Below are 21,462 nucleotides of genomic sequence, written 5' to 3'. Positions count from 1 at the left end.
AGGCCTGAACAGGAATAGTCTTCAGGGTACGACGATAGCCAATTCGTCTTTGGCCGCCTCGATCATCACGGGTGTTGTGCCGAAGGCATCACCATCGATCTGCACGGCCACAGGTCTCTTCGCGAAAAAACGGGCTTTTTCGAATGCCGTCACCGTTACGCCCTTGGCTTTGTGTACCCGCCCCATCAAGAGTGCGAGGCCAAACCGGACGGCAGAGACGGGATCGTCTTTTCGAAGCACAAGAACGTGCAGCCCATGGGTCGTTACGGACGCATCGGGGCAGACCACGAAGGGCCCACCGTAAAACCGGCCGTTTGTGGCCACCACAAGCTTGCCGGTGAACTTCTGTCCGTCCACATCCACATTGATATCGGAGCTTTCGCGGCTCATGCCGATTTTCAGCGCAGTAAAAACATAGGCGAGTTTGCCGAATTTCCGCTTCAACGCCAGCGAAATGCCGTGAACCACTTCTGCATCAAATCCGGCGGAAGCCATCAGGATGAACGGGTGGCCGTTCGCAAGCCCAAAGTGCAGCGGCTGGGTACGGTGGTTCAGAATCGCCCGTGCAATTGCAGCCGGACGGCTGGGCAGGCCCAGCTCGTGGGCGAGCACATTGGCCGTGCCGCATGGGATCACCGCAAGGTCGGGAGCCGCCGGGTTGGTCTGAAAACCGGCGATCGCATCATTGACGGAGCCGTCGCCGCCGGCAATCGCCAGGACGTTCACGGCAAGACGCGGATCGGCCGCAACCTCGCCGATCTCGCCCGCATGCGTCGTCAACCTCAGCGTGACGCGGCAACCGGCCTCCGTCAGATAAGACTGGATTTTCTCGAGCTTGCGTGGATTGTACCCACCGCTTGTCGGATTGGCGAGGATGAGGACGGTCTTGCCCTTCGCCTCGGGCGCGAGGTCAGGCAGCGCATGGGAGGGGGACCAGAGGGGTCTCATGTGTCTGACCCTTCTTCGTCGCCGGAATAGCCAGGCTTGTAAGGAGCCATTCCCTTGCGCGCGAGTTCGTCGGCACGTTCGTTGTCGGGATGACCCGCATGCCCCTTGACCCAATGCCAGGTCACGTCATGGCGTTGACGCGCTTCATCCAGAGCCTGCCATAGCTCCACATTTTTGACTGGTTTGTTGGCCGCGGTGCGCCAGTTCTTGCGCTTCCAGCCAGCCATCCACTCCTTGATGCCGCTGCGCACATAGGTGCTGTCGGTGTAAAGATCGACTGCGCAGGGGCGCTTGAGGGCATTCAGAGCTTCGATGGCCGCCGTCAGTTCCATGCGGTTGTTTGTTGTCGAGCCTTCGCCGCCACACAGTTCCCGTTCATGCTCGCCAAAGCGCAAAATGGCGCCCCAACCGCCAGGCCCAGGGTTTCCTGAGCAAGCACCATCCGTATAGATCGTAACCTGATTGTTTTCTGTCATAGGTCCAATCCGTAGGATTTCACGCTTTCAACGCCTTGATGAAATCTGAGCTTCTTCAGGTACTCGCGCGGATCTTTCGGCGTGACCAGGGCGCCTTCAGGCACGCTCAGCCAGTCATAGAGCCGGGTCAGAAGGAAGCGCAGGGCCGAGCCGCGTGCGAGCAGCGGCAGGGCTTCGTATTCTGGTTCACTCAAGGGCCTGACCTTGGTGTAACCGTTCAGCAGCGCCCGGGCCTTGGTGACATTGAAGGCACCGTCCTGTTCAAAGCACCAGGCGTTGAGGCAGATTGCGACGTCGTAGGCGAAAGCATCGGTGCAGGCAAAATAGAAATCGATCAGACCGGACAGCTCATCGCCCAGAAAGAAGACGTTGTCTGGAAACAGGTCCGCATGGATGACCCCTGTGGGCAGATCCTTCGGCCACCGACCCTCCAGGTGTCTGAGTTCTTTTTCGATTTCCGCCGACAGGCCGGCCTGAACCCGGTCTGAATTCGAACCGCATTGCTCGAAAAGCGGACGCCAGTCGCCAACGGTTAGCGCGTTGGGCCTGACCATCGCAAAGTCAGCACCGGCCAGATGCAAGGCCGCCATGCCGGCGCCGAGCTCGGCGCAATGTTCCGGGCGGGGTCTTTTGACCCACATGCCCTCAAGAAATGTGACGATTGCAGCTGGTCGCCCGGCAAGCGTTCCCAGAAGCTCGCCCACCGTGTTGGCAACAGGCGTTGGGCAGGAGATCTCCTTCGCCGCGAGATGTTGCATCAGGTTCAAAAAGAATGGCAGGTCATTCGGATCGACGCGCTTTTCGTAAAGCGTCAGAATAAAGTAGCCAGCCTCTGTGTGCAGCAGAAAGTTGCTGTTCTCGACGCCTTCCGCAATGCCCTTGCACGAGAGCAAGGCACCAATGTCGTATGTGGCAATGAAGGCGGCGAGCTCTTCATCGGCGACGTCCGTATAAACTGCCATAAATGTCTACTCTGCAGCCGTGGGCGCTTGTGTGGGAGCTTCGCGCAATTCCCGCGGCAGGTTGAAGGCAATCGTCTCTTCGGCCGTGCGAACGGTCTCGACAGAAACGCTGTATCGGTCGGCAAAGGCCGCGATGATTTCTTCAACCAGTGTCTCGGGCGCAGATGCACCAGCGGTCAGACCAAGGGAAGAAATGCCGGAGAACGCGTTCCAGTCAATGTCGCTGGCTCGTTGGATCAGGTGAGACGTTGTACATCCTGCACGCTCGGCGACCTCGCGAAGCCGCTGCGAATTGGAAGAGTTGGGCGCTCCGACCACGATCATCGCGTCCACTTCAGGAGCGACGGCCTTGACGGCCTCCTGGCGATTGGTGGTCGCGTAGCAAATGTCTTCCTTGTGCGGAGCGACAATATCCGGGAACCGCTGTCGCAGCACCTCAACAATTCCCGCTGTGTCGTCCACAGACAGGGTCGTCTGTGTGATGAAGGCCAATTGCCGGTCAGTCTTGGGTTGGAAATCGAGTGCGTCGGCCTCGGTTTCGATCAGCGTCACGGTGCCTTCAGGAAGCTGACCCATGGTGCCGATCACCTCGGGATGACCCGCATGTCCGATCAGCAGAATTTCACGTTCGCGGCGATGATGAATCTCCGCTTCCTTGTGGACCTTGGACACCAGCGGGCAGGTCGCGTCGAGGAAGAACATGTTGCGTGAGCGGGCATCCTCGGGCACGGCTTTGGGCACGCCGTGGGCCGAAAAGATGACCGGCCGTTCCTGATCCGCTGCGGGAATCTCTTCGAGCTCTTCCACGAAGACCGCGCCTTTGGTTTTCAGGCCGTCGACCACGAACTTGTTGTGGACGATCTCATGGCGCACATAAACCGGACGGCCATATTTTTCCAGAGCCAGCTCGACGATCTGAATTGCCCTGTCCACACCAGCGCAAAAACCACGAGGTGCGCACAGGTGGATCGTCAGGGCAGGCCTCTCGGAGGTTGGTGCTGTCATTTTGGTCCTTCGGACTGTCATCAGTCCGCAATAAGGGGCGCGAGCTGGGTCCTGTCAAGGTTCAACTGAATCGCATGCAGCCTCAGTCTCGCCAAGGTTTGATGGACCTGCTATGTAGCGCGGCCGAAGCTTAAAGGGAAACATGCGGGTGAAACATGTGTAAGGGCATTGAAACTGTGGTTAAACGCCGGACGGGTCTCGTTCTCGCCGGAGCGCTTTGCGCAGGCTTGCTCGCCGGTTGCATGAGCAGTTCCGATGAAGTGACGTCAGGCGGTGCCAGCGTATCCTCCAAGTCAAAGAGCTGGCTGACGGGCATCACCACAAGCGGCAAGGGGCCCATCGAGGTCAACCCGGATGCTTTTGTTGCCGACGTCTACTGCCCGCCGATCCAGCTTCAGACCGGCACACACCTGATCATGAAATTTGCTCGGCGAAAGGAAGAAACGCCGGAGAACCTCCTCTATCAGGCAACTGTTGAAGAGTGGGCGCGGGAGTGCGCCCGCGAAGGAACGGATCAAACGCGCATCAAGATCGGTCTTTCCGGCGATGTTACTCCAGGCCCGGCGTGGTCTGGCGGTGAGGTCTTGCTCCCTGTCCGGGTCGCAGTCATTCCCTCAGGCAGTGATGCAAAGCCCCTTTACTCCGAAATTGTCTCGGTGCCGGTCACCGTTGGCGCCGGTGCGCCCAGCGAAGCCTGGACGCTGATCGAGAGCAAGTTCACGGTTCCGCGCAATCAGGAAATGAAAATCGTGGTCGGTTTCGACGAGGGAAAGCGCCGTTGAGAACGGTCGCTTATCGTTTGAGCCGTCTGGCTTATTGACAATAGGATAGGCGCGCCACAGAATTGATCACATCGACCCGGGTCGTTCTCGAGTCGACAGGATGCTCATTTGAGCTTCCGATAGCCCTAGCGGGAGAGGCCGGATGAAACAGACCGGCGCCGAAGGAGCAACCGCCCCGGAAACTCTCAGGCAAAAGGACCGCTAGGACATCAACGCTCTGGAAAGCAGTTAACCGGCCCGGTGAAACGGGAAGGAACGGCTCACCGAAGGAGTAACCGTTGATCACCTGTCTTTCGGGCTGGAGCAGCGGGAAATCTCTCAGGTACTCGGACAGAGGGGGTACGGACGGGCCGTTATGGCCGCGTTCCCGTGCAACCTTGAATCTGAGGACCTTACATGGCTGAGCCGGACGCTCCTGGCGATCTTCAAAAGACACCGCTTTACGACCTTCACGTCGAACTCGGCGCCCGCATGGTGCCGTTTGCCGGATACGAGATGCCGGTCCAGTATCCGGCCGGCATCATGACAGAGCACCTGCAGACCCGTGACAGCGCCGGTCTGTTTGACGTCTCGCACATGGGCCAGGCGAAGCTGGTTGGGCCGGACCATGAGACGACGGCGCGGGCGCTGGAAGCTCTTTGCCCTTCAAACATGGTCGAGCTGAAGCCGGGCAAGCAGCGCTACACCGTGCTGCTGAACGCCGATGGAGGCATTGTCGACGATTTGATGGTGACACGTCCTCGAGACGAAAGCCTCGACGGTCACCTTTTGCTCGTCGTCAATGCGTCTCGCAAACATGTCGACTATCCGCTGCTGGAAGCCGGTCTCCCAGACGGCGTTCGCCTGGAAATTCTCGATGATCGCGCGCTGATCGCGGTGCAAGGCCCCAAGGCGGTGGAAGCGGTCGCCGCTCACGCACCTGCTGCGGCCGATCTCGAGTTCATGTCCGGCGATTTCATGGAGTTCGACGGCATCTCCTGTCATATCTCCCGCGCCGGTTACACGGGCGAGGACGGCGTGGAAATGTCAGTGCCGGCCGGTGCTGCGGAAGCCATCGCCCGTGCGCTGCTTGCCGATGACCGGGTCGAGCCGATCGGCCTTGGTGCGCGTGACAGCCTGCGCCTTGAGGCCGGACTTTGTCTTTATGGCCATGATCTCGATGAAACCACATCGCCGGTTGAAGGCGCGATCACATTCTGCATGCAGAAGCGCCGCCGCGAAGAGGGCGGTTTTCCAGGTGCCGAACGCATCCAGGCTGAACTGAAGGATGGTCCTGGCCGTGTGCGTGTCGGGTTCAAACTCGAAGGCCGCGCGCCTGCGCGTGAAGGTGCCGAAATCCAGCTGCCCGGCGGTCCGGTGATCGGCACGGCGACCTCTGGCGGCTTTGCCCCCAGCGTCGGCGCACCGATTGGCATGGGCTATGTGCCAGCCGAACATGCCGCCACGGGCACCAAGATCAATCTCGTTGTGCGGGGCAGGGAACTGCCGGCGGAAATCGTCGACATGCCCATCGTGCCGAACCGCTATTACCGCAAACCCAAAGCTTGACTACATTTCAGAGAACGGACGCAATCATGACCACCTATTTCTCAAAGGACCACGAGTGGATCGCAGTTGAAGGCGATGTCGCAACGGTTGGCATTACCAAATACGCCCAGGAACAGCTCGGCGATGTTGTCTTTGTCGAATTGCCCGAGGCCGGAAAGGCGCTTTCACAGGGGGACGAGGCAGCTGTCGTTGAATCGGTCAAGGCAGCCTCCGAGGTCTATGCCCCGATCGATGGCGAGGTGGTTGAAGCCAATGAGGTGCTGGCCGAAGAGCCGGCCAAGGTCAATGAGGACCCCGAAGGCGGTGCCTGGTTCATCAAGATGAAAGTCGCCAACGCCGACCAGCTTTCCGACCTGATGGACGAAGCCGCCTACAAGGCGTTTGTGGACACTCTCTGAGATGCCGGGACACGTCTACACCGCCGAAGTGACATGGAAGCTCGATGGCGAGGACTTCGCCAAAGGCAAATATTCACGCGCCCATATGTGGCGCTTCGATGGTGGCGTGGAAGTGCCCGCATCAGCTTCACCCTCCGTGGTTCCACTGCCGTTTTCTTCTGAAAGCGCGGTGGATCCGGAAGAAGCCTTCGTTGCCTGCCTGTCATCCTGCCACATGTTGACATTTATCGATCTGGCGCGCCTCTCGAGGTATCGGGTGGAAAGCTATCGCGACAAGGCCGAGGGCGTCATGTCTCGCATCGATCGGGGCCGGATGGCTGTGACGAAGGTGATCCTGCGGCCGCAGATTACTCTTCTCGGCAGCTCGGCGCCTGACCCGAGCTTGTTCGCCGATCTGCATGAGAAGGCGCATGAAATGTGTTTCATCGCCAATTCCGTCAAGACCGAGATCGAGATTGCGCCAGAGCCTCTGCGCCTGATCCCGGCATAACAAAAGAGCCGAACCGCCATGCGTTACTTGCCTCTTTCCGACACTGACCGAGCTGATATGCTGGCGCGGGTTGGCGTTGACAGCATCGATGAGCTGTTTTCCGATATCCCGGAGAAGGCCCGCCTCAACGAGGTTCTGGACCTGCCGCGTCGTGCCGGCGAACTCCAGGTAGAGCGTCACCTGTCCAACCTGGCCGCCAAGAATGTACCGGCTTCCACTGTGCCGTTCTTCGTTGGCGCCGGTGCCTACAAGCACCACGTGCCGGCCACCGTCGATCACCTGATCCAGCGCTCCGAGTTCCTGACCTCGTACACGCCGTATCAGCCGGAGATCACGCAAGGCACGCTGCAGTATCTCTTCGAATTCCAGACCCAGGTTGCGCGCCTGACCGCCATGGATGTGGCCAATGCCTCCATGTATGACGGTTCCACCGGCACCGGCGAAGCCGTTCTCATGGCGCACCGGGTCACCAAGAAGAAGAAGGCAGTCCTCTCCGGAGGTCTGCACCCGCAGTACCGGGCCGTCGTCGAAGGCCTGTCTGAAATGGCCAACGATGATGTTGTGTCCTTGCCGGCAGACCCGACGGGCACGGAAGACATTCTCTCGCAGATCGATGACGAGACCTCGTGTGTTGTGGTGCAGTCGCCGTCCTTCTATGGCCAGCTCATCGACCTGAAGCCGATTGCCGAAAAGGCGCATCAGCACAAGGCGCTACTGATTGCCGTCTTCACCGAGGTTGTCTCTCTCGGCCTGATTGAGCCTCCCGGGGCGCAGGGCGCGGATATCGTCGTCGGCGAAGGCCAGTCCATCGGCAATGGCTTGAACTTCGGCGGTCCTTACGTCGGTCTTTTCGCCACCAAGCAGAAGTATGTCCGTCAGATGCCGGGCCGTCTGTGCGGCGAAACGGTGGATGCCGATGGCAAGCGCGGCTTTGTTCTGACGCTCTCCACCCGTGAGCAGCACATCCGCCGCGACAAGGCGACGTCCAACATCTGCACCAACTCCGGGCTCTGCTGTCTGGCTTTCACCATCCACCTGTCGCTTTTGGGCTCCAAGGGACTGGGCCAGATGGCGCGGATCAACCACGCCAACGCAGTGAAGCTGAAGCAAGAACTTGCCGCCATTTCCGGCGTTGATGTTCTCAACAGCGCCTATTTCAACGAGTTCACCGTCAAACTGCCGAAGGCGGCGGCAGGCGTCGTCGAAGCACTCGCTGAAAAGGGCATTCTGGCCGGTGTGCCGGTCTCCCGTCTGGAGCCGGGCAAGGCAGAACTTGAAGACCTGCTGGTCGTGGCGTCCACCGAAGTGAACACGGATGAAGACCGCGCCGCCCTTGCCGGCGCTCTGAAGGAGGTGCTGGCATGAGCATGAACACTCAGGGACGTCCGACCTCTGCGGGCGATGCAGGAACCGCCTTCCAGCCGAAAACCTTCACTGGCAACCGCGCACTCGACATGGAAGAGCCGCTGATTTTTGAAGTCGGCCATCTGGATGTGACCGGTGTCGATCTGGACGAGCCGGAAGGCTTCGAACCGCAGCTGGGCACCCACGCCCGCGCTGACGAACTGGATCTGCCGGGTCTCGCCGAACCGGAAGCCATGCGCCACTACGTGCGCCTGTCGCGCAACAACTACGCGATTGATGCCGGCCTTTATCCGCTCGGCTCCTGCACCATGAAGCACAATCCGCGGCTGAACGAAAAGATGGCGCGGCTGCCGGGCTTCTCCGACATTCATCCGCTTCAGCCTCTGTCCACGGTGAAGGGCGGCGTCGAGCTGATTGACGAATTGGCCCATTGGCTGATGGTCATGACCGGCACCTCCGCCGTTGCCATGAGCCCGAAGGCTGGTGCCCACGGTGAACTTTGCGGCATGATGGCTATCAAGGCCGCTCATACGGCAGCGGGCCGCGATCCAAAGATCGTTCTGGTTCCAGAGAGCGCCCATGGCACCAACCCGGCAACCGCGGCTCTTCTCGGCTACAAGGTCGTCTCTATTGATGCCAAGGACGACGGCACTGTTGATTTCGATGGCCTGAAAGCAACCATTGCCGAGCATGAAGGCAACATCGCCGGCATCATGCTGACCAATCCGAACACCTGCGGGCTGTTCGAACGCGACATCATCGAGATCGCCGAGGCGATCCATGCCGCAGATGCCTATTTCTACTGTGATGGCGCCAACTTCAATGCCATCGTCGGCAAGGCGCGTCCCGGAGATCTTGGCGTCGATGCCATGCACATCAACCTGCACAAGACCTTCTCAACGCCCCATGGCGGCGGTGGCCCGGGCTCAGGTCCGGTGGTCCTTTCCGACCGCCTGGCGCCTTTCGCGCCGCTGCCGTTCCTCCGCAAGGGTGAGAACGGTCCGGAGCTGGTCGAGACCACGGCCGAGGTCGAGGACGGAGAAAAGCCCTTCGGCCGCATGACCGCCTTCCACGGCCAGATGGGCATGTATGTGCGGGCTCTGAGCTATATGCTGAGCCACGGCTCCGATGGTATGCGTCAGGCCTCTGAAGACGCGGTGCTGAACGCCAACTATGTGCGTGTCGGCCTGCAGGATCTGATGACACTGCCGTTCGGTGAGCGTCCGTGCATGCACGAAGTGCTTTTCGACGACAGCTTCCTCAAGGACACGGGTGTCACCACCCTCGACTTCGCCAAGGCGATGATCGACGAAGGGTATCACCCGATGACCATGTACTTCCCGCTGGTGGTTCATGGCGCGATGCTGATCGAACCGACGGAATCGGAAAGCCGGGCCTCGCTCGACCTCTTCGTTGCAACCATGCGCGACCTGGTGATGAGCGCAAAGCGCGGTGAGACGGAACGCTTCTCTGGCGCGCCCTATCTTTCGCCCCGCCGTCGTCTCGACGAGACCTTGGCTGCCCGCAAGCCCGTCCTCAAGTGGACCGCCCCGGAACCGGCGGATGTTACGCCGGTCGCTGCGGAATGAAATATAAAATGCCTGCTCAGTATAAGTTAGCTGAGCAGGCATTGAGTTATATAAGGAAGAATGAGCCCAACCTCACGAGAGACCCCGATCATTATGATCGTTTTTTACTTGGGCGAGTGATTTGGTGTCGCGACCATCCAGGACTGATGCGCGCCTCTAAACTCGCACAGAACTAGGAATTTTTCGGAACTATCAAACTCGGAAAGTTCTTTGTGTTTGAATGGATTTCGACCGGCTTGTTCGAGAACCTCAATCGCATGAGTGCTGGCGAAATGCGTCGCTAGTTGATCGGTAATGCCTGGGGCAAGTGGCTCATGTAGTTCGATTATAAGTGTTGCTTTCGCAAACGTACTTGGGTCGAGTTCTTTGAGGATGGTCTCATGCCCCTCGATATCCATGATGATTAAAGAAGATGGGTAAGCGGTTAGGTCCTCTAGAAGACCATTGCAATCAACAGCGCCTTTCATAATGATATTTGAAGCTACTCCAAGGAGCTGTTTGCAAGCGGCTTTTGCATCTGCATTTATCTCATATCCGATCAGTGGGAGTTTCGGATGAAGATGTTGAATACACGAAAGATAGTAACCGTCTGACGTGCCTACATTGATTACGGCGTCGGGACTCCCATCGAGCCCATTCATGATTGCTGCTTGGATCTCTAATTCATACTCACCCAAGACACGGGATACATAATCGGCGCCAACCTGGGTGGAGCCTGGTTCAATGATTCTGGCCCCTTTGAACGGTCCCTTCAGAGCATCATGCCCAAGTTTTTGCAGGAGTGCCGCGTTAATCGCTGAAACATGTTTGTAGACAATGCTTCTATTTGTCTTTGTGCTGTTGGATGTCTTTATGACTGTGTAGCCGAGCGGCTTAAGTAGAGCGTTGGCGGCGCTTCGAAAAAGGCCCATGTTGTTATCCGTTGTATGATTCTGCTAACTAGTAGTATATACTGCTTATAAAGCGCTTTGATATCGGGATTGGAGCACAACTGAAGACGCTCATGAGTATCCCAGCACCAGCGTGCGTGCTTTTTGGCATTTTCCCGAAGCGTTAGTAAGCAAAAAATACCTAAATTGACGATATAAAAGAGATCTACACGCTTCTTCTGAGCGCGCTGCCTTGCTGTAATGCTTAGATGACGCATATATTAGCGGGAGGTGGTGGGACTGGAGAGCAATGTTTCCGCGGCCGGACTTTGATGAGTGCGTGGCATGCCCGATTGCTATCTGGAGCCGCTGAAAACTCAATATGTACGACCTAGTGATGAGTGCAAAGCGCGGTGAGACGGAACGCTTCTCTGGCGCGCCCTATCTTTCGCCCCGCCGTCGTCTCGACGAGACCTTAGCTGCCCGCAAGCCGGTCCTCAAGTGGACCGCCCCGGAACCGGCGGATGTTACGCCGGTCGCTGCGGAGTAGCTGATTTTGAAAAATTGAGTTGGAAGAAAACCCCGGCCATTTGGTCGGGGTTTTTGTATTGGACGCGTTATTGACAAATCAAACGTCATAATGACAATATTATTGTCATTATGAGTGGTGCTGCTGAAACTTCGGAGCTTTATGAGCTCATCCGACTAATACGTCCGGTGCATCGGCGACTGGCGAGAGCCGTTGAAGCCAAACTCGTTGGCACCGGCATATCCGTCGGCATGCGCGCAGTTATGGAAGTCCTGGACGAGGCGGGAGCAACGTCTGTCCCGGACATTGGCCGGGCACTGTTCCTGGCGCGTCAGCAGATCCAACTCCTGGTGAATGACCTGGAGAAATTGGGATTGATCGGACGGCACCCCAATCCAGCGCATAAACGCTCACCACTCTTCGCGTTGACCGACAGCGGACGTACGCAATTCGGCGAAATCAGAGCGGGTGAAGACGCAGATATTGCGCTTGTCAGCAAGAGATTCTCGTCAGCCGAGGTGGCTGCGGCGCAGCAAGTCGTCTGCGCGTTGCTCGATCATTTCGCTGAATTCGAGGATGACCCCAACCGGCCTCGTGGCCTCGAGTGATCCAGCAAGGAGATTTCAAATGGAGCTGATTTGGCTGTTGGCCGCCGTCGGAGGACTGATCGTCGCAGGCCTTGTCTTCTGGTCGGTCCTGGTTCTACGGAAACTGGGCACGCCGACACGAGGTGTGAAGATTGACGTTAAAACCCGGCGGAGGTCCGCGCTTGTCATCATCGATATTCAGGAGGATTTCACGCGGAATACCGGCAAGAACGCTTTTGACCCAGAGGAGCGGAAACAGGTTCTTGCCAGAACGAACAGACTGATTTCAAAAGCGCGGCAGGATGGTGAGGATGTGATCTTTGTTCAAAATGTCTTCCGGGATCTACCTGTCATCCTTGCCATGAAGATCGCGTCGGGAGGAATCGGAACACCCGGTCGGGACGGTCTTCGGCTTGACCGCGAGCTGGATGTTGGATCTGAGCCTGTGTTCGAAAAATCTATTGGCGACACTTTTTCCAACAAAGACTTCGACGCCTATTTGGCCGAAAAAGGGATCGGGTCCCTTAAGCTCGTCGGCCTCGATGCCTGTCATTGCGTTCAGCTCACTGCCAAGGGCGCGCTTCAAAGGGGGTATGAGGTCGAGGTTATCGAGCCGGCCTTGTTGACGGCTTTTCCCGAAAAGTGGCCGAGTTTCAGTACGGAGCTGATTGGGCTAGGGGCTCGTGTCTCCGACGAAACGGCTGTTTCTTGATGTGATCAATCTCAGGGCGTGAAATTTAGTTTCGATCCAGCTTGACAACCTCTGTGAACTTCCCGCATTTAAAGCTCCATGAAGCAGATCGCCGCACCCACTTTTGTGTACTTTTATTACGTCACCGACATATCGGCGGCTGCGTAGGATCTTGTCTCACTTCTAGAACCTCAAAAAAGCCGCCGCGTCAGGCGGCTTTTTGGTTTCAAGGCTCCTGGCGGGCAAACCCCCAGGAAAGCCGAAATGACAAATCACATGATCGAAGCCGGCAAGCCGGCCGCAAAACTCAAGTCTGAAGCCCTGCAGGTTCTGTTGGAACGCGGACTGGTGCATCAATGCACCGATCTGGAAGCACTGGATGCCAAGCTGGCCGCCGGGCCTGTGACAGCCTACGCCGGATTTGACGCAACGGCCGCCAGTCTCCACGTGGGCCATTTGATGCCGCTGATGACCATGCGTTGGCTGCAGAAGCTTGGTCACAAGCCGATCATCGTTCTCGGCGGTGGCACGTCCCAGGTTGGCGACCCGAGCTTTCGAAATGAAGCACGCCCTCTCTTGGAACAGCAGCAGATCGCGGCCAACATCGCGGGTATCCGGCGCTCCATAGAACGCTTGCTGGATCTGGAAGGCGAGGACGGCGCGCAGCTCGTCGACAATGCTGAGTGGCTCACCGAATTCCGCTTTCTCGAGTTCCTGCGCGATTACGGCGCCCATTTCACCGTCAACCGCATGATGACCTTCGACAGCGTCAAGTCGCGGCTGGACGCCCAGATGCCTCTGACCGTGCTGGAGTTCTGCTACATGATGCTCCAGGCGGTCGATTTTCTCGAGCTTGCCCGCAGGCATGACTGCTCCTTGCAGGTTGGTGGATCCGACCAATGGGGCAACATCATCAACGGCGTCGAGCTGGGACGAAAAGGCGAGGGGCGGCAGCTCTTCGGCCTGACCGTGCCGCTGATCACCACCGCGAGCGGGGCGAAAATGGGCAAGACGGCTGCGGGCGCCGTCTGGCTGCACCCCGAGCATTTGTCGCCTTTTGCTTTCTGGCAGTTCTGGCGCAACACGGCGGACGCGGATGTGCCGAAGTTCCTGCGCCTCTTCACCGAGCTGCCGATGAATGAAGTGATCCGTCTCTCCGAGCTTCAGGGCGCGGAGTTGAATGAGGCAAAGAAAATCCTGGCAACCCAGGTGACCACCATCGTTCATGGCGCAGAAGCCGCACGTCATGCGCTGGAGCAGGGCGATGCCTTGTTTGCCGGTCAGGCGGACAATCTGGAGCCGACCCATCGTCTGCCCCTGGTGAGACTGGCTGAAGGCCTGGGGCTCCTGGAGCTTCTGGTTGATGTCGGTTTTGCCACGTCCAATGGGGATGCCCGGCGGCTCGTGGAAGGCGGTGGTGTGCGCCTCAACTCCAAGGTTGTCGATGACCCGCGCCGCCGGATCTCAAGCGGCGACATCGGCGCGAAGGATGCCCTGACCCTCGCTGCCGGCAAGCGCCGTAAGGCCCTTGTCCGGTTTGAGTGAGGAGGGAACGCACCCGCAGCTTCATCCTGAGGAAGCCTTAAGGGCTGCCTCAGGATGAGCGAGCGCGACGTAAGGATCAAACGAAGCTCATATAGAGGCGTTTGAGGAAATTGAGCTGAGCTGCACGATTTTCGAACATGGCTTCCGGGTAATATTGCAGGTCGGTCTGGATCGGCGTTTCAACGGTCACACCACGTGGGCTCATGTCTGTCTTGATCACCTGGGCGGACTGGCCGAGTTGCATGAGCTGATCCAACAGGGCGGGGTAGTGAACTCCATAGAAGGTCTCTGCGGCCTCCGAGCTGGCGAAGGCATGGCCGGTGTGGGCATTGCGATCTGCAGCCGTGGCGTCCACCACCTTCATTGGCCGGTAGTAATTGTTGGTCTTGACCTGATCGCCGCCAAAGACACTGCCTTCCAACGGGCCGCTGTCCACGTAGACAATGGAATTGTTGAGATCAGGCCTGTGAACAGCAGCATTTTGATCGATGATTTCCTGGGTGGTCTTGGCGTTGAGCTTGAGGGTGGCAATGGCTGCGGTGATGTCCGTTGCATTATCGCCGAGATATGAAAACAGGATGTTGTCGTTGTCATCACGATTTTCCTCAAAGCTCTCGCCTGAAACCCAGGTTCCAGTGTAGAGCCCAACAACCCGTGTCGGCCTCTCGAACATGCCAAAGCCGGACCTGTGCAAGGGCCGCAACCGTAGGAAGGGACCTGCTCCGGTCATGTAGTAGGTGCTGGGAAGCTGACCTGGAGTGAACACATTTGCATGCGTGTCGATGTCGATCGTCGCAAACAGCCGGTTGGCCGGTTTGATCAGAGCGATTGGCGTTGGGGTCGGCATGTTCAGATCCTCATATTGTTCCGCTCGCTGCCTCGCGGTAGACCCTCGACGCGGTTGCTCCCGGCGCGCGTGAGACGCAAGAAACAGCGCCGCCAGAATCACCTCTGTGAGTGAAAGCGTCATCAGATCCTCCGGTCCGTGAGGCGAGCGTTCTTTCAAGAGGACGGGCGGGAAGCGTGCATGTGAAAGGAAAGCGGTCGATGCGTTTGACCGCATTCCACGCTGAAGATTTCGCTTGATCTGGAGCCACTCCAGGCGAGTAGGCTTGCTGCGTCATGATCGAGAATGAAGTTTTCATCGACGGTGAAAACTGGAAAGGCGGACACGATGCGAATTTCAGAAGCTGCCTCTGTGAGCGGGCTGAGCGTTGACACCATCCGGTTCTACGAAAAGTCGGGTCTATTGCCGCCGATCGGCCGTGGGCTGGATGGAAATCGCAAGTTCTCGGCCGAAAACGTCGATTGGCTTGTCCTCATGTCTTCGCTGCGGGAAACGGGAATGCCGCTTGAAAAGATGCGGCACTTTGCAGAGCTTTATCGCTCGGGCAATCGCACCATTTCGGAGCGCAAACAGGTGCTGCTGGATCACGCCGAACACCTTGAAACCAAGCGGGCTGCTCTTGATCATTGCGCCAGTCTGCTTGAGCGCAAACTCGGTCTTTATGCAGAAATCGAAGAGGTCCCAGCATGAGAATCATCGTCATTGGAGCCAAAGGTGATATTGGCCAGGCCGTCTGTGCTGAGCTGGGTGCTCGCCATGAGCTTGTCATGGCGGGGAGGTCGAGCGGCGATCTGCGTGTAGACATCGCCGACCGATCTTCCGTCGAAGCCATGTACGCAAACGCCGGTGCGGTGGATGCTGTCGTCTGCACCGCCGGGGATGTGCACTTCAGTCCCCTGGCAGACTTCACCAGCGAGGACTTCATGTCGACATTGCGAGAAAAGGTCATGGGGCAGGTCAACCTGGTGCTCGCGGGATTGGAAAGGCTTCCGGATGGCGGTTCCTTTACCTTGACTAGCGGAATTCTTGATCGTGAGCCGATCCGAACGGGTGCCTCAGCTGCAACGGCGAACGGAGCACTAGGCGGTTTCGTGAAGGCCGCCGCCATCGAGATGTCGAGGGGGCTCAGGGTCAATGTGGTGAGCCCCGGACTTCTGGACGTGTCCGCACCCAAATATGGCAGCTGGTTTCCAGGCCACGACCCAGTTTCATCCCGCCGCGTCGGTCTCGCTTATGACAAGAGCGTCGAGGGCGCGGCCACGGGGCAGGTGATTATCGTGGACTGAGAGGACGCCGCGGGGTTCCTTCACGCCCGGCCGTCGGTGAACTGCACCAGATCCCAAAGGTTGCCATAGAGATCTTTAAAGACGGACACGATGCCATAAGGCGCTTCGTTCGGCTCACGAATGAACTCGATGCCTTGGGCCCGGTAGGCTTCATAGTCACGCCAGAAATCATCGGTCCTTAAAAACAGAAACACACGGCCGCCGGCCTGGTCGCCGATGTAGTCTGCCTGATGATCATTGGACACGCGGGCCAGCACAATTGAAGCTGCACCTTCACCCTTTGGTTTCACCAAGACCCACCTTTTATCCTGCTCGGGCTGGTAGGTGTCCTCCACAAGCTCAAAGCCCAGCTGGCCGACATAAAACGCAAGGGCTTCGTCGTAGTCACGGACGACAAGAGCGACGTGGGCAAGGCTTTGGGGCATGAAAGGTCTCCGCAGATTGGGTGGCAACCTTAGGAGGCAGGCCATTCTGGTTCCAGCGAAAACCAGAACAAAACGCTTCGCCTACAATGCATGTGCCCAGGTTCACCAATCATAACAGCACGGTAACAACGGTGTTAGTTCAGCTGACATGCGCTTGAAACTGCGGAGGGGCGTCCCTTAGTTGGCCTCAGTCAACATGCGATAGCAGTGTCCGGCCTTTCTGCTGAGTGGCAGGACATCTTTCCAATCCTGAAAGGCAAACTTCATGAATTTACTCGCTCGCAGCGACCTGAAGAACATTATCCTGGCGGGGCTCGCCGGTGAGCTGGCCTTCGAACTGTACGGATGGCTGGTCTCGCCGGTTATCTTCGGTGTCAGGCTTGAGCCCGCCAATCTTGTTGCGGGCCTGGCTGGAAAGTTTCTCGGCCTGCCCCTCCCTTATGCCGCGGCTTTCGCGGTGCATTTTCTGATCGGCGCTGTGGTGTTTTCTTCGCTTGTCCTGCTGATGCAGCGTGTCAGCAGGCTTAGTTTTGCCGTTTCCGGGGCGCTCGTCGGATTTCTTCTTTGGTTTGTTGCGCAGGGCTTCCTCGCACAATTGGTCGGCCGCAGCTTCATGATGGGCTTTGGAGCCTACACCCAGTCCTCGTTTGTCGGCCATGTGGGCATGATGCTCATCATCGGGCTTGTCCTTCAGGCCATGATGAGACGTCAGGCACCAGGCGGAGCGGGCCAGACAACGGCAGCGGCGTAGTTTTGAACACGTCTGAGTGCACATAAAGAAAAGGCCCCTGCTTCATTGCTGAGGCAGGGGCCATTAGGAGCCGCGGGGATGCGAGGCCAGTTTCTCTTGTGTGTCCTGCTTATGCGCGCAGGCGGGATCTGATTTCTTCCCGGAGTTCATCAATCGGCGATCGCTTGCGGCCGCTCTTGATGTGCCAGAACGTCCAGCCGTTGCAGGACGCTGCGCCCTGAACCAACGCACCGACCTTGTGGATCGACCCCGTATGCTCGCCGCACTTGAGGGAACCGTCCGCACGAACAACCGCAAGATGGCGGCCCTTGGAACAGGTCAGTTCCGCGCCGGGTTCAAGTAGGCCCGCCTCGAGAAGGTTGCCGAAAGGAATGCGTTTTTCTGCGCGCTTGCCCTTTTGCATGTCGAGCGACGCGCCTGATCCCATTTCAATGGCATCGATCCGAGCTGTTGCCGCATCGATATAGGCCTGCTCACGCTCAACACCGACGAAGTTGCGCCCGAGCTTCTTGGAGACGGCGCCCGTGGTGCCTGTACCGAAGAAGGGATCCAGAACGACATCGCCAGGGTTGGAGGAGGCCGTCAGAACCCTGTAGAGCAAGCTCTCCGGCTTCTGTGTCGGGTGTACCTTCTGCCCGTCGCCGTCCTTCAGCCGCTCGCCGCCCGTACAAAGGGGCAGGTGCCAGTCCGACCGCATCTGGAGATCGTCATTGAAGGTCTTCAAGGCATCATAGTTGAAAGTCGGCTTCGCCGTCTTCGACTTGGTCGCCCAGATCATTGTCTCATGCGCATTGGTGAAGCGCTTGCCCCGGAAGTTCGGCATCGGATTGGACTTCAGCCAAACGATGTCGTTCATGATCCAGAAGCCGAGATCCTGAAGGAGCGCGCCAACGCGGAAGATGTTGTGATAGGAGCCGATCACGTAGATCGAGGCGTCATCCTTCATCACGCGCCGAGTGGCCAGAAGCCAGGCGCGGGTAAAGGCATCATAAGCCTCGAAGCTCTCGAACTGATCCCAGTGATCATCACAGGCATCAACCTTCGAGTCGTCCGGCCTGTGCAGGTCGCCGCCCAACTGAAGATTGTAGGGCGGATCAGCAAACACCAGGTCGACAGATTTCGACGGCAGTTTGTTAAGGGCGGCTACACAGTCGCCCTTCATGATTGTGTTGAGCCATGCAGGATTGCCGGCTGGCTCGGAAGAGTGGTGGGGTGCCACGGTGGACACCCCGGTACGCAGAACTCTCATTGCGACGCAATACCTCACGCAATTTCGAGTGCCATGGTTACCGGGTTTGGTAAATCAGGCGTTAAGTGCTGAAACTTAAAATTGTCGATGAATCAATAGTTTGTTTACATTAGTAAAAGCTTTACGAGAGATTAACCGAGTGTCCCGGCCCAAAACGACAGATTTCTGCTGATTTCATCCGGCATCTGTTCTCTTTGCATTTTTCATTGGTTAAATACTGCTGGATTGGCTTTCGAAATTTTTTCGAGATGCCGTCGCAGTCGGGCGTTTTGCCGCAACGTCAGGTTTTAACCGTGACGTCCAGGAGCCGGAAATTTTCTTTGATCAAGAAGCGCTGGGCACAATCGCCTGGCGTGTCGCCGAAGCGGTCTCTGCGCTGCTGCTGAGGGGTATGCAAAAATAATCGACTTACGAAAAAAATTTCACACAACTGGCGTATAACGATTGACGAAGGGGAACGAAGGGCCGAAGTTATTCGGTTAAATATAACAATAAGGAGAAACTATTGTCCGTCACCACTTACTTTCTGAACGGTTCGTCCACCCGGCCAATCGAATATTCCCCAGAGTGCCCCTTTGAGGCCTTCACAGATGCTGACAAGGCTGTCGATCGCCTGGTCGAGATTTTCGAACGCAACACCGCGTTTCTGCGCGACGCTTTTCAGGAGCTGATCGCCGGCAAGCCCCGTGAAGGCCGCGTTCGGGCGTTCTATCCCGAGGTTCGTCTGGTCACCGAAAGCCATGGCCGTCTCGACAGTCGCCTTGCCTATGGCTTCGTCTCCGGCCCCGGCGATCACGCAACAACGGTCACTCGCCCCGATCTTTTCCGTCACTATTTGAAGTCGCAAATTTCATTGCTCATGCGCAATCATGAGGTGCCGGTGATGATTGGCGCTTCGGAAATGCCGATCCCGCTTCACTTTGCATTCTATGACGGCACCCATGTCGAAGGTGGCGCCGCTGCCGCGCAGCTCAATCAGCCGCTGGCCGACGTCTTCGATCTTCCCGACCTGTCGGTGATGGATGATGCCATCGCCAATGGCACCTATGAGCCGGTCGACGGGGTCATGCCTCTGTCGTCCTTCACGGCACCGCGCGTGGACTACTCCCTTCACCGCTTGCAGCATTACACGGCAACGGCTGCGGAGCATTTCCAGAACTACGTGCTCTTCACCAACTACCAGTTCTACATCGATGAATTCTGCCGGATGGCACACGATCTCCTGGCCGATCCCGACAGCGGTTATGAAGCCTTTGTCGAACCCGGAAACCTTGTCACCCTCGCCGGTGATCTGGAGCCCAGCAGTGGCACTGCGCCAGCCCGGTTGCCCCAGATGCCGGCCTATCACCTCAAGCGCAAAGGGCAGGGCGGTATCACGATGGTCAACATTGGCGTCGGCCCCTCCAACGCCAAGACCATTACGGACCATGTCGCCGTGCTGCGGCCCCATGCCTGGCTCATGCTTGGCCACTGTGCCGGCCTGCGCAACAGTCAGACCCTCGGCGACTACGTGCTGGCCCATGGTTATGTGCGCGAGGACAATGTGCTCAACCAGGATCTGCCGACCTGGGTGCCGATCCCGCCGCTGGCAGAGGTGCAGGTGGCCCTCGAAGATGCCGTGACGGAGATCACGGGCTATGATGGCTATGAGCTGAAGCGGGTGATGCGAACGGGCACCGTGGCGTCCATCGACAACCGCAACTGGGAACTCTGGGACCAGCGCGGCCTTGTCCAGCGGTTCTCGCAGTCCCGCGCCATCGCGCTCGACATGGAATCAGCGACCATCGCCGCCAACGGCTTTCGCTTCCGTGTGCCTTATGGGACGTTGCTGTGTGTCTCCGACAAGCCGCTCCATGGCGAGCTGAAACTGCCGGGTATGGCGACGGACTTCTACAAGCGTCAGGTCGCTCAGCATCTGGAAATCGGAATTCGAGCCCTCGAAAAGTTGAGAGCAATGCCAAGCGAGAGCCTGCATTCTCGAAAGCTGAGAAGCTTCGCCGAGACAGCTTTCCAGTAAAAGGCTGGGCGGATACCGGGGCGGTCAGCAGACCGCCGCGTCGTCCCACCTCTTGTCCTCAAAGATGCGGCCCTTGTAGGCACCGGACAGTATGGCATCGCGCGCGTCGTCCCAGGATTTTGCCCAGGCTTTGGGATCCCGGAGTTCGCTCGCCGGGTCCTGCTTGCTGCGGGCGACGAATTCCGGGAAAGCAGGGCGACCTGTTGCTTGGCCAGTCGGCAGATAGCGCAGGTCGACGCTCCAGCGCAGATGATCCGAAACGTTTGGCAAGGCACGGTGCACATTCATCTTGTGGAACAGGACGGCGCCGCCTTTTTTGACGGGCAAGGGCGTTCCGACCCTCTCCTGCATCACTTTTTCAGGCACCTGGGGCTCTGATGCCAAGGCCAGATTGGAACAGTGCACTTTGGGGCCTTCGCGATGTGAACCGGCAACGGAGGTGAGACATCCGTTTTCGAGAGTTGCTTCGGTTATGGCCAGCCAGACCGTCACCTGCTCGGTCTCATCAGCTTCCGGGAGCAGGGCGACGATGTCCTGGTGCCAGGTCGTTGCTCCTACATTCGAGTGGCCCGCGACATCATCGCTCACCCTGCGTTGCGGAGGCTTCATCCGCATTTGCTGCACGGGGCTGGAGGAGATCTCCGGACCGATGATCGTTTCAACCAGGTTCAAGATGGCTGGGTGCCGCATCAGGTTGAAGACCGCCGGCCCGGTGTGCATATGGAAATGCTCCGGCTCGAGTCCCTCGTTGACCAGTGGCAATGAGACGTTGAAATACCGGTGCAGGTCAGAATATTCGGCGATGATGGCCGAGTAGCGGTCGCCAAAATCCAGATTTGCGTGAAGGTCGGATATCTTGCCCGCTGCATAAAGATACGCGGCGGTGTCGTCCAACAGCTGTGCATACTCCTGCTCGATCTCGACAAGATCTTCCTCGGGAACGAGACGATCAATCGCGAGGAAACCATTTTCTTCGAAGGATTTAAGCTGAGAGTCCGACAGGCTTTGGAAGGTCATTGCGCAGGTCTCCAAATGGCACGGGCGGCGGGCGCGTGTGGCTTTGCTTTCTCTTTCAAATTAAATATGCTCGCAGAAAAGCCATC

The 21,462-nt window shown here is 58.0% G+C and carries 22 protein-coding genes, 1 pseudogene and 2 riboswitches; of the genes and pseudogenes, 14 read left to right on the top strand and 9 right to left on the bottom strand.

The window, feature by feature from the left end; all coding sequences use genetic code 11:
• Positions 1-21 precede the first annotated feature (21 nt).
• The 4 genes from IG617_RS17055 to ispH are packed head-to-tail and all read right to left on the bottom strand — an operon-like array spanning position 22 to position 3,391.
• Complete coding sequence (locus IG617_RS17055) at positions 22-948, bottom strand: diacylglycerol/lipid kinase family protein (protein ID WP_192110447.1); 927 nt, start codon at positions 946-948, stop codon at positions 22-24.
• A complete protein-coding gene (gene rnhA, locus IG617_RS17050) occupies positions 945-1,424 on the bottom strand; it encodes a ribonuclease HI (protein ID WP_192110446.1) in 480 nt (159 codons plus the stop codon). Before rnhA ends, IG617_RS17055 begins: the two co-directional genes overlap by 4 nt.
• A complete protein-coding gene (locus tag IG617_RS17045) occupies positions 1,421-2,386 on the bottom strand; it encodes a homoserine kinase (RefSeq protein WP_192110445.1) in 966 nt (321 codons plus the stop codon). The genes rnhA and IG617_RS17045 overlap by 4 nt, the downstream gene beginning before the upstream one ends.
• Positions 2,387-2,392: 6 nt before the next feature.
• A complete protein-coding gene (gene ispH / locus IG617_RS17040; protein WP_192110444.1) occupies positions 2,393-3,391 on the bottom strand; it encodes a 4-hydroxy-3-methylbut-2-enyl diphosphate reductase in 999 nt (332 codons plus the stop codon).
• 155 nt (positions 3,392-3,546) lie between these two features.
• Between ispH and IG617_RS17035 the strand changes: the two genes are divergently transcribed.
• The 6 genes from IG617_RS17035 (at position 3,547) to gcvPB (ending at position 9,563) form a co-directional block, all read left to right on the top strand.
• Positions 3,547-4,173 (top strand): hypothetical protein, encoded by a 627-nt coding sequence (locus IG617_RS17035; RefSeq protein ID WP_192110443.1) that lies wholly within the window; start codon positions 3,547-3,549, stop codon positions 4,171-4,173.
• A 119-nt stretch (positions 4,174-4,292) separates the two neighbouring features.
• Positions 4,293-4,384, top strand: a riboswitch (glycine riboswitch).
• Positions 4,385-4,517, top strand: a riboswitch (glycine riboswitch).
• A gap of 52 nt (positions 4,518-4,569) precedes the next feature.
• A complete protein-coding gene (gene gcvT, locus IG617_RS17030; protein ID WP_192110442.1) occupies positions 4,570-5,721 on the top strand; it encodes a glycine cleavage system aminomethyltransferase GcvT in 1,152 nt (383 codons plus the stop codon).
• Between the two features lie 26 nt (positions 5,722-5,747).
• Positions 5,748-6,119, top strand: a complete 372-nt coding sequence (gcvH, locus tag IG617_RS17025; protein ID WP_192110441.1) for a glycine cleavage system protein GcvH — start codon at positions 5,748-5,750, stop codon at positions 6,117-6,119.
• Position 6,120: 1 nt separating this feature from the next.
• Positions 6,121-6,609, top strand: a complete 489-nt coding sequence (locus IG617_RS17020) for an OsmC family protein (RefSeq protein WP_192110440.1) — start codon at positions 6,121-6,123, stop codon at positions 6,607-6,609.
• A gap of 18 nt (positions 6,610-6,627) precedes the next feature.
• Entirely contained in the window at positions 6,628-7,974 is a 1,347-nt protein-coding gene (gcvPA, locus tag IG617_RS17015; RefSeq protein ID WP_192110439.1) for an aminomethyl-transferring glycine dehydrogenase subunit GcvPA, read from the top strand.
• Positions 7,971-9,563: an aminomethyl-transferring glycine dehydrogenase subunit GcvPB gene (gene gcvPB / locus IG617_RS17010; RefSeq protein WP_192110438.1), complete on the top strand. Its 1,593-nt coding sequence runs from the start codon at positions 7,971-7,973 to the stop codon at positions 9,561-9,563. Before gcvPA ends, gcvPB begins: the two co-directional genes overlap by 4 nt.
• A gap of 104 nt (positions 9,564-9,667) precedes the next feature.
• On the opposite strand, the gene IG617_RS17005 is transcribed toward gcvPB, so the two are convergent.
• Positions 9,668-10,474 carry a hypothetical protein gene (locus tag IG617_RS17005; protein ID WP_192110437.1) on the bottom strand — a complete coding sequence of 269 codons (807 nt, stop codon included), beginning with the start codon at positions 10,472-10,474 and terminating at the stop codon, positions 9,668-9,670.
• A gap of 340 nt (positions 10,475-10,814) precedes the next feature.
• On the opposite strand from IG617_RS17005, the pseudogene IG617_RS17000 reads away from it, so the two are divergent.
• The 4 genes and pseudogenes from IG617_RS17000 to tyrS form a co-directional block, all read left to right on the top strand.
• Positions 10,815-10,982 (top strand): annotated as a pseudogene (locus tag IG617_RS17000) (aminomethyl-transferring glycine dehydrogenase subunit GcvPB); the annotation flags it as partial.
• Between the two features lie 110 nt (positions 10,983-11,092).
• Positions 11,093-11,569 (top strand): MarR family winged helix-turn-helix transcriptional regulator, encoded by a 477-nt coding sequence (locus IG617_RS16995; protein WP_192110436.1) that lies wholly within the window; start codon positions 11,093-11,095, stop codon positions 11,567-11,569.
• A gap of 19 nt (positions 11,570-11,588) precedes the next feature.
• Complete coding sequence (locus tag IG617_RS16990; protein ID WP_192110435.1) at positions 11,589-12,260, top strand: cysteine hydrolase family protein; 672 nt, start codon at positions 11,589-11,591, stop codon at positions 12,258-12,260.
• 243 nt (positions 12,261-12,503) lie between these two features.
• Complete coding sequence (gene tyrS, locus IG617_RS16985; RefSeq protein WP_192110434.1) at positions 12,504-13,784, top strand: tyrosine--tRNA ligase; 1,281 nt, start codon at positions 12,504-12,506, stop codon at positions 13,782-13,784.
• A 76-nt stretch (positions 13,785-13,860) separates the two neighbouring features.
• On the opposite strand, the gene IG617_RS16980 is transcribed toward tyrS, so the two are convergent.
• Positions 13,861-14,754, bottom strand: a complete 894-nt coding sequence (locus IG617_RS16980; protein ID WP_209008565.1) for a hypothetical protein — start codon at positions 14,752-14,754, stop codon at positions 13,861-13,863.
• Between the two features lie 204 nt (positions 14,755-14,958).
• On the opposite strand from IG617_RS16980, the gene IG617_RS16975 reads away from it, so the two are divergent.
• A complete protein-coding gene (locus tag IG617_RS16975) occupies positions 14,959-15,321 on the top strand; it encodes a MerR family transcriptional regulator (protein WP_192110433.1) in 363 nt (120 codons plus the stop codon).
• Positions 15,318-15,917, top strand: a complete 600-nt coding sequence (locus IG617_RS16970; RefSeq protein ID WP_192110432.1) for a short chain dehydrogenase — start codon at positions 15,318-15,320, stop codon at positions 15,915-15,917. The genes IG617_RS16975 and IG617_RS16970 overlap by 4 nt, the downstream gene beginning before the upstream one ends.
• A gap of 20 nt (positions 15,918-15,937) precedes the next feature.
• On the opposite strand, the gene IG617_RS16965 is transcribed toward IG617_RS16970, so the two are convergent.
• Entirely contained in the window at positions 15,938-16,342 is a 405-nt protein-coding gene (locus IG617_RS16965; RefSeq protein ID WP_192110431.1) for a VOC family protein, read from the bottom strand.
• Positions 16,343-16,607: 265 nt separating this feature from the next.
• On the opposite strand from IG617_RS16965, the gene IG617_RS16960 reads away from it, so the two are divergent.
• Positions 16,608-17,093, top strand: a complete 486-nt coding sequence (locus IG617_RS16960) for a hypothetical protein (RefSeq protein WP_192110430.1) — start codon at positions 16,608-16,610, stop codon at positions 17,091-17,093.
• Positions 17,094-17,202: 109 nt separating this feature from the next.
• Here IG617_RS16960 and IG617_RS16955 read toward each other — a convergent pair whose 3' ends face one another.
• Positions 17,203-18,342, bottom strand: coding sequence for a site-specific DNA-methyltransferase (locus IG617_RS16955; protein ID WP_192110429.1), 1,140 nt, complete (start codon positions 18,340-18,342; stop codon positions 17,203-17,205).
• A 526-nt stretch (positions 18,343-18,868) separates the two neighbouring features.
• Here IG617_RS16955 and IG617_RS16950 point away from each other — a divergent pair.
• The gene (locus tag IG617_RS16950; protein ID WP_192110656.1) at positions 18,869-20,359 is read left to right on the top strand and encodes an AMP nucleosidase; all 1,491 of its coding nucleotides are present in this window, start codon (positions 18,869-18,871) and stop codon (positions 20,357-20,359) included.
• A gap of 24 nt (positions 20,360-20,383) precedes the next feature.
• Here the strand turns inward: IG617_RS16950 and IG617_RS16945 are convergent, their stop codons facing one another.
• Complete coding sequence (locus IG617_RS16945; protein WP_192110428.1) at positions 20,384-21,376, bottom strand: phytanoyl-CoA dioxygenase family protein; 993 nt, start codon at positions 21,374-21,376, stop codon at positions 20,384-20,386.
• Positions 21,377-21,462: the final 86 nt, after the last annotated feature.

This window comes from Roseibium polysiphoniae (assembly GCF_014842925.1).
Lineage (GTDB): Bacteria > Pseudomonadota > Alphaproteobacteria > Rhizobiales > Stappiaceae > Roseibium > Roseibium polysiphoniae.
The sequence above is the reverse complement of the archived record's forward strand: the minus strand, read 5'-3'. Positions and strand labels throughout refer to the sequence as shown.